Genomic DNA, 6,834 nt, shown 5'->3' on the forward strand with positions numbered 1-6,834 from the left:
TCCGAGTGAGGCACTCACTCATTTATTTTAATTCTGACTTAACTAAGCCGGAAGGAACAACTTCATCCCAATAAAACTTGATTACCTAGTTTTATTGTAACTTTTCGCGCCCGAAAAACTGCAACTTACAAATAATATAAAAAACACTTGCCCACTACTTTCCTCATGTATTAATTTTTCTCAGCCGACATAAACTTGCCCAGTCAACTCATGTCGTCGTGATCTGCATCACTGGCACCGGAAGCTGAATCGCAATCTACAGCCAGGCCTACACACCACGGTGTAGAAGGCCATTAACTCTGGCCTTGTCTTGCATAATCAGCCTCAACCTTAGAACCCCATCAACTTTTGCTTGATGCACTTGCTTGCCCTTTAGAAAGTTAACCGCGTTCGTCGTTATTTATAAAAACGCCATTAGTCTTCCGCCCACACACGTTCACCAGTTAGGGACCACACCATGAAAACAAACAAAGAGTTGCTTCAACTAAAAAAAACAGAACTGAGCGCACATCCGATTTTTTCAGAAATAAACTCGCTCCCGATACTCCAGCGTTTTATGGAAACCCATGTGTTCGCCGTGTGGGATTTCATGTCGCTGACCAAACGCCTGCAACAGGAACTCACCTGCGTCCAGCTGCCATGGCTTCCGCCGCAAGACCCTCAAGCGGCTCGACTGATCAATGAGATTGTCCTGGGCGAAGAGTCAGATGATCGAGTCGATCACGGTCACTACAGCCATTTCGAGTTGTACCTGGATGCAATGCGCGAAGTCGGCGCCAGCACCGTGGCCGTCGAACGCTTCGTGGCGCTGCAACGCGAAGGCGTGAGCTACGAAACTGCTCTGCAAAGTGTGGAGGTTGACCCGGCCGCGGCGAACTTCGTCAGGCACACCCTGCACACGGCGCTGCATGCACCGGGCCACAGTGTCGCCGCAGCATTTTTGCACGGTCGCGAAAGCGTCATCCCACAGATGTTCCAACGCATCCTCGATGATTGGGGCATCGGCTTCGAACAGGCTCCGACCTTTCGCTACTACCTGGAACGGCATATTGAGGTCGATTCCGAAGACCACGGCCCAGCCGCGGAAAAACTCCTAGCGCGCCTGGTCAATGGCGATCCGCAGCGCGAAGAGGACGTTTACACCGCCGCGATCGCTGCCGTGCAAAGCCGCATCGCATTGTGGGACGGTTTGCGTCTGAGCATGGGTGAAACGATCGCCGAGGTGAGCGCATGAACGCCGCCGACTACCAATCCTTCGCCGAGGCCTGGGAAGGCCGGGCAACCATCCGCACCCGTCCACGGCGCATGGTCGAGAACGACGACAAACTGATCTATCCACTGAGCCGCCAACCCTTGGTCCTGGGCGAAACCTTTTTGCGCGAGTGCCCCGAGCAACGGGATTTTGCTCTGGTGCAAACGCTCTACAAATTCATCAACGATGTGGTGATTTTCGAAACCGAGATCGTCGACAAAACCGCGCGCAGCATTGCCAAAAATCGCTTCGCGGTGTCCTTCCCATTCGCCTGTCGGTATGACGCCATGACCGTGGTGGTGGATGAGGACTACCACGCGTTGGTAGCGATGGATTTCATGCAACAGACCATCGCCATGACCGGTATCACGCCGATAGAACTGCCGCGTGAAATCGAGCTGAGCCGAGCGATTCCGGCGGCATTGGCGCTGGCTCCGGAACACCTGCGCGCCGCCGTGGAGCTGATCTGCGTGGCGATTGCCGAGAACACCGTGACCAACGATGTCGCAGCGTTCGCCAAGGACGACACGGTCAAGCAATCGATCAAGGGACTGATGGCCGACCACCTGCTGGACGAAGGCCGCCACTCCAGTTTTTGGGCACGGTTGGTGCGGATCTACTGGCATGGCGCAACCGAAGCCGATCGCCAACGCATTGCGCACATCCTGCCGGTGTTCATCACCCATTACCTGACCAACGACATCCAGAAAGCCTTCGACTTTCAGTTGATCGAACACTTGCAGATCAGTGACGCCGCAAGGCTGGCACTGAAGAGCGAAATCTCCGGCCTGGCCTTCCCGATCAATCGCCACCACCCACTGGTCGCCAACATCGTGCGGTTTTTCCGCAGCAGTTCGTTGCTGGATTCGCCGTGCGTGCAGGACGCCCTGAGCGCCTATTTGGTCTAACCGAGGAGAACATCATGAGACGTCTCGACATTCTGCTCATAGGCCAGAGCCAGGCCTTGAACGACCTGGCCCTGGAACTGGAACAACATGGCCACTCACTCGCCCGCCTGATGGATGATCGGGCCCTGAACGAACAACCGGTGAGCGCTGTCGACCTGCTGATCGACGACGGCAGTCTGGCGATCTCGGCACAACGTCTGCGCGACTTAGGCGATTGTGCGCAGCTGAGCTTACGGCTGGGTGTGGGACCGCTGAGCGAATCGGGATTGCCGCAACTCGAAGTACTCTGCTGGTTTGGCTCTGGCACCGCGCAGCGTCTGATTACCCGATTGCCGGCGGCAGATGAACCGTCAGGCAACGGCCAGGCGCTACGCATCAAGGTAGTTGCCGAGTTGGTGGAGAATGTTGCCGTTCTGGTCAGTCGCTTCTCCAGGGATGCCGAGTATTTTCTGCAAGCCGCGCCGGTCAAACCTGGCCGCAACGGGCATCCGGAAAATCTGTTGGCGTTGGAGCGATTGGCCTACGAGCATCGGTTCAACCTCACCAGCCAACCGGACCTGTTGCAACTCGCACAAACCCCAATGATCGAAAGGCTCGAACAGAGCCTCAGTGGACTCACCAACCGGCCAGCGCTGAACATTGCCGGCACGTCCATCAGCTATGGCGACTTGTACGCTCAAAGCCGAGCGATCCAACAGCGACTGCTGCCGCTGCTCGAGCAATACGAGGCGGTCAATGGGCCGTGGGTGGTGGGCATATGCCTGCCGAAATCCAGCGCCCTTTACGCGGGCATTCTGGCAATTCTCGGCAGCGGCGCGGTGTATCTGCCACTCGAGCCAGGCCATCCACTGCAACGCCAGCAGTACATCCTGGAAAATGCTGGTGCGATACTATTGCTTCACGATGGTCAGCATGCGCTCAGCGCCGAGATGCCCGGGCTGGACATCAGCGGCATCGACGCCTGCAACCTGGATCTCTCGCGACCGTTGATGCATCGACGCCCTGACAGCGACGCGCCCTGTATGGCGCTGTACACCTCGGGTACCACTGGCCATCCCAAAGGGGTCTTGCTCAGCCAGCGCAATCTGGCCCACTTCACCGCTTGGTACGCCGCCTATGTACAGCTGACCGAACGCAGCAGGGTTTTGCAGTTTTCGTCCCTGAGCTTCGACTCTTCGCTGATCGATATCTTCCCGACGCTGATCCAGGGCGCCGAATTGATCGTCCCCAGTGACGACGAACGTCGCGACCCGCTGCAACTAGTGGAGTTGATCCGCCGTCAGCAGCTCAGCCATGGATTCCTGCCGCCAGCATTGCTGAGCATTCTGCCCCTCGACCAGCCGCTGGGGCTCGACCATGTGATGACCGGCGGCGACGTCTGCGAACCCTACGTGATCGAGCGTCTGACGCAGCAATGCCGGCTGTACAACCTCTACGGCCCGACAGAAGCCACGGTGCTGATTACCACGCGGCAACTCCAGGCCGGCGACAACAACCGGACCCTGGGCTCGCCGATTGCCAACAGCCAGGTGCTGATTCTCGATGAAGACTTCCAGCCCGTTTCCGAGCAGACCGTTGGCGAGCTGTACATCGTCGGCCCCGGGGTATGCCTGGGCTATTTAAACAACCCGCAGCAGACCGCCGAACGCTACCTGTATTTACCATTGCCCGACGGCCAAAGCCTGCGCGCCTACCGCACCGGCGATATGGCGAAGTGGACTGCCGATGGGATTGAGCTCTGCGGGCGGCGAGATAATCAGGTGAAAATTCGCGGCTTCCGGGTCGAGCCAGAAGAGATCGAACGCTGCCTGCGCGACAGCCAGTTGTTCCGTCAGACTGCGGTGGTCATCGATAGCAATCGACGGATTCTGGCCTTCCTCGCCCAACCCCAGGAAGACCAGCCGGGCAGCGCCCGCAAGGCGTTGAAAGCACACGCAGTGCAGTTTCTACCGGACTACATGCAGCCGGCCGCCTGGACCGAACTGGCGAGCATGCCCTACGCCAGCAACGGCAAAGTAGACCGCAAAGCCCTGCTGGAACTGCCGGTAAGCTTCCTTGAAAACCATCAGCGACGATTGCCCGAAACAGCCGACGAAGCGCAGCTGCTAGAACTTTGGGCCGAGCTTCTGGAGTTACCAGCCAGCGATATTTCCACCGACGAAAGCTTCTTCAATCTCGGCGGCCATTCGATCCTCTTGTCGCGGATGCTTCTGCGGTTGCGCGAACAATTCGGGCGCAGTATTTCGATAAATCGGTTCATAGAAGTGCCGACCATCGCCAAGCTGGCGACGCTGGTCAGAGGCAGCGGCACCGAAGAGGTGCTCAGCAAAAAGGCCATGGCCGACGCCTTCCGCGAACTGGATGTGCAGCCCTTGCCGATCAGCCGGATGGGTGATGTACACAAGGTCATCGTCACCGGAGCCAACAGCTTTGTCGGCGTGCACATCGTTGAAGCGCTGCTGGCCTGGGGCGCGACCGAAGTGGCGTGCCTGGTGCGTGATGGTGCCGAGCAAACGGCCGCCGAGCGTTTTACCCACTCCTTACGCGAGAACCGTCTGGAGCATCTGGATTTGAGCCGGGTGCGGGTTTACGCAGCGGATATCACCCGACCCGAGTTGGGGCTTGTGCCCGAGGTTTACGAACGGCTCGACCGGGAGTTCGGCGCTTTGGTGCACAACGCGGCCAACGTCAATCACGTCATGGACTATGAGTCGCTGGCACGGGACAACGTCGAGCCGATTTTCGAATGCCTGCGATTGTGCGAAGGGCGCAGCAAGAAGGTCTTCAATTTTGTCTCCACACTCTCGGCCTCCAGCACCATCGACGCCGATGGCCGGGTCCTCGAACAGCCTGCCGCGCAGACGCCTCCGATCTACATCAAGAACGGCTACAACTTGTCCAAATGGGTCGGCGAACGAATTCTTGAGCGCGCTCGCGAGCGCGGGGTTCGGGTCAATCTCTATCGGCCCGGCAACATCAGTTTCAACAGCCTCACGGGCGTTTGCCAACCCCACAAAAACCGCCTGATGCTGATGCTCAAGGGCTCGATTCAACTGGGCCAGGTGCCGGAGTTCGCCCTGAACTTCGACTTGATGCCGGTGGATTTTCTCGCCCGTTTCATCGCCTTTCACGCCAGCCGTTACCAACCCGAACAGGCGGTGTTCAACCTGCACAACCCCGAGCCGCTGAGCTGGGACGCGTATGTGGCGTCCTTTCGCGAGGCCGGCCGCGAGTTCCGCATGGTCAGCGTCGCCGACTGGCAACAGCAACTGGGTCGGGTCGATAGCGAAAACGCGCTGTTCGGCGTACTGGGTTTTTATCTCAACGGATTCGAGGAAGACATCGGCGACATTTCGATGATCGGCCACGATAACGCCCAGGCCGGCGTCCGGTTGATGGGCGAGCACTACCCGCAAAAATCCCCCGCGCTGCTGCGCAAGGGCTGCGACTACCTGAAAGAAATCGACTTCATCTGATTCATCAAACCCCAACCAAACTGGAGCACACCATGACTACTCTGCAACCCGACACCCTGATCAAAAACCCTCATGGCTGCCACGTTGTGTCCTCGGTCGAGGTTCCTGCCGACGCATCATGTGTGTGGGAAGTCGTCGGCAACTTCGCCGGCTTTGATAAATTCATTCCCGCGTTGTCGCACATAGAGATGACCGGTGAAGGCGTGACCTCGCTGCGCAAGAAGTTCTTCAAGGACGGCAATCTGGTAGTCGAGCAACTCAACTCACGGGACAATCAGGCACTGAGCATGACCTGGACGACGATCTACAACACCCTGGGTGTCGCCAACCTGTGGGCCGCCATGACCGTCGAGCCGCTGGGTGAGAGCAAATCCCGGGCGACCTGGACCATCATCGCCGAACCGGCTCAAGGCGGCGCCGACGCATTGCCAGGCTTCAAGGACTTCGTTCAGGGCTTTGCCGATGACTCGATGAACAACGTGCTCGAACTGTTTGCCTGAACATGAAAAAGCCCGCTGCGGGGTGTCCCCGCAACGGGCTTCTTTTTTCTTCAAGCAGCGATCAAATCTTGAAGCTGTCGACCAATTGCTTCAGGCGGTTGGCCTGCAGCGACAAGGCATCGCAATCCTTCGAGGTTTCGTTGAGGTTGACCACGCCCCGCTGATTCAGAAGGTTGATCTAGTTGAGGGTTTTCACCACCGCGGTCTGCTCTTCCCTCGCCGCCGCCACCGACTGGTTCATGCCGTCGATTTCGGTGATGCGTTGAGTCACGCGGACCAAACGGGCATCGGCCTGGTTCGCCACTTCGACACTTCCACGGCAAAATCATGGTGAGCTGCGGGACCGATCACCAAGCCTCATATGGCTGGCCTCTACTGGTCCAAAGCCGGTAGGGTCTTTTGAGCTGGATCATTGTTGCCAAGGTGATTGGTAGCTGAGAGCTTCGAGTGTATTGATGATCCAATCGAAGCCAGCCGGACATTGCAGTCCTGGCCTTAAGGTCTCAGGTACATTCTGGGTTTCGGCAACACAAAAACAAAACCCCTGTCTGCTCACGCAGACAGGGGTTTTGGAATTTAATCTTGACGATGACCTACTCTCACATGGGGAAACCCCACACTACCATCGGCGATGCATCGTTTCACTGCTGAGTTCGGGATGGGATCAGGTGGTTCCAATGCTCTATGGTCGTCAAGAA

At 57.7% G+C, this 6,834-nt stretch carries 4 protein-coding genes, 1 rRNA gene and 1 pseudogene; 4 read left to right on the forward strand and 2 right to left on the reverse strand.

Features of this window, described 5'->3' with window-relative positions; all coding sequences use genetic code 11:
- The first annotated feature begins 457 nt into the window (after positions 1–457).
- From ACZYSM_RS25950 to ACZYSM_RS25965, 4 genes are read left to right on the forward strand one after another with little or no spacing between them, the layout of a single operon-like run.
- Positions 458–1,234 (forward strand): DUF3050 domain-containing protein, encoded by a 777-nt coding sequence (locus ACZYSM_RS25950; protein WP_489076003.1) that lies wholly within the window; start codon positions 458–460, stop codon positions 1,232–1,234.
- Positions 1,231–2,160 carry a diiron oxygenase gene (locus ACZYSM_RS25955; RefSeq protein WP_489076005.1) on the forward strand — a complete coding sequence of 310 codons (930 nt, stop codon included), beginning with the start codon at positions 1,231–1,233 and terminating at the stop codon, positions 2,158–2,160. The genes ACZYSM_RS25950 and ACZYSM_RS25955 overlap by 4 nt, the downstream gene beginning before the upstream one ends.
- 14 nt (positions 2,161–2,174) lie before the next feature.
- Positions 2,175–5,636 (forward strand): non-ribosomal peptide synthetase, encoded by a 3,462-nt coding sequence (locus ACZYSM_RS25960; RefSeq protein WP_489076007.1) that lies wholly within the window; start codon positions 2,175–2,177, stop codon positions 5,634–5,636.
- A 32-nt stretch (positions 5,637–5,668) separates the two neighbouring features.
- On the forward strand, positions 5,669–6,136 hold the full coding sequence (locus ACZYSM_RS25965; protein WP_489076009.1) for an SRPBCC family protein: 468 nt from the start codon (positions 5,669–5,671) through the stop codon (positions 6,134–6,136).
- Positions 6,137–6,197: 61 nt separating this feature from the next.
- On the opposite strand, the pseudogene ACZYSM_RS25970 reads toward ACZYSM_RS25965, so the two are convergent.
- Positions 6,198–6,449 (reverse strand): annotated as a pseudogene (locus tag ACZYSM_RS25970) (chemotaxis protein); the annotation flags it as partial.
- Between the two features lie 267 nt (positions 6,450–6,716).
- A 5S ribosomal RNA gene (gene rrf, locus ACZYSM_RS25975) occupies positions 6,717–6,832 on the reverse strand.
- Positions 6,833–6,834: the final 2 nt, after the last annotated feature.

It is taken from the genome of Pseudomonas sp. F220, from assembly GCF_057813935.1.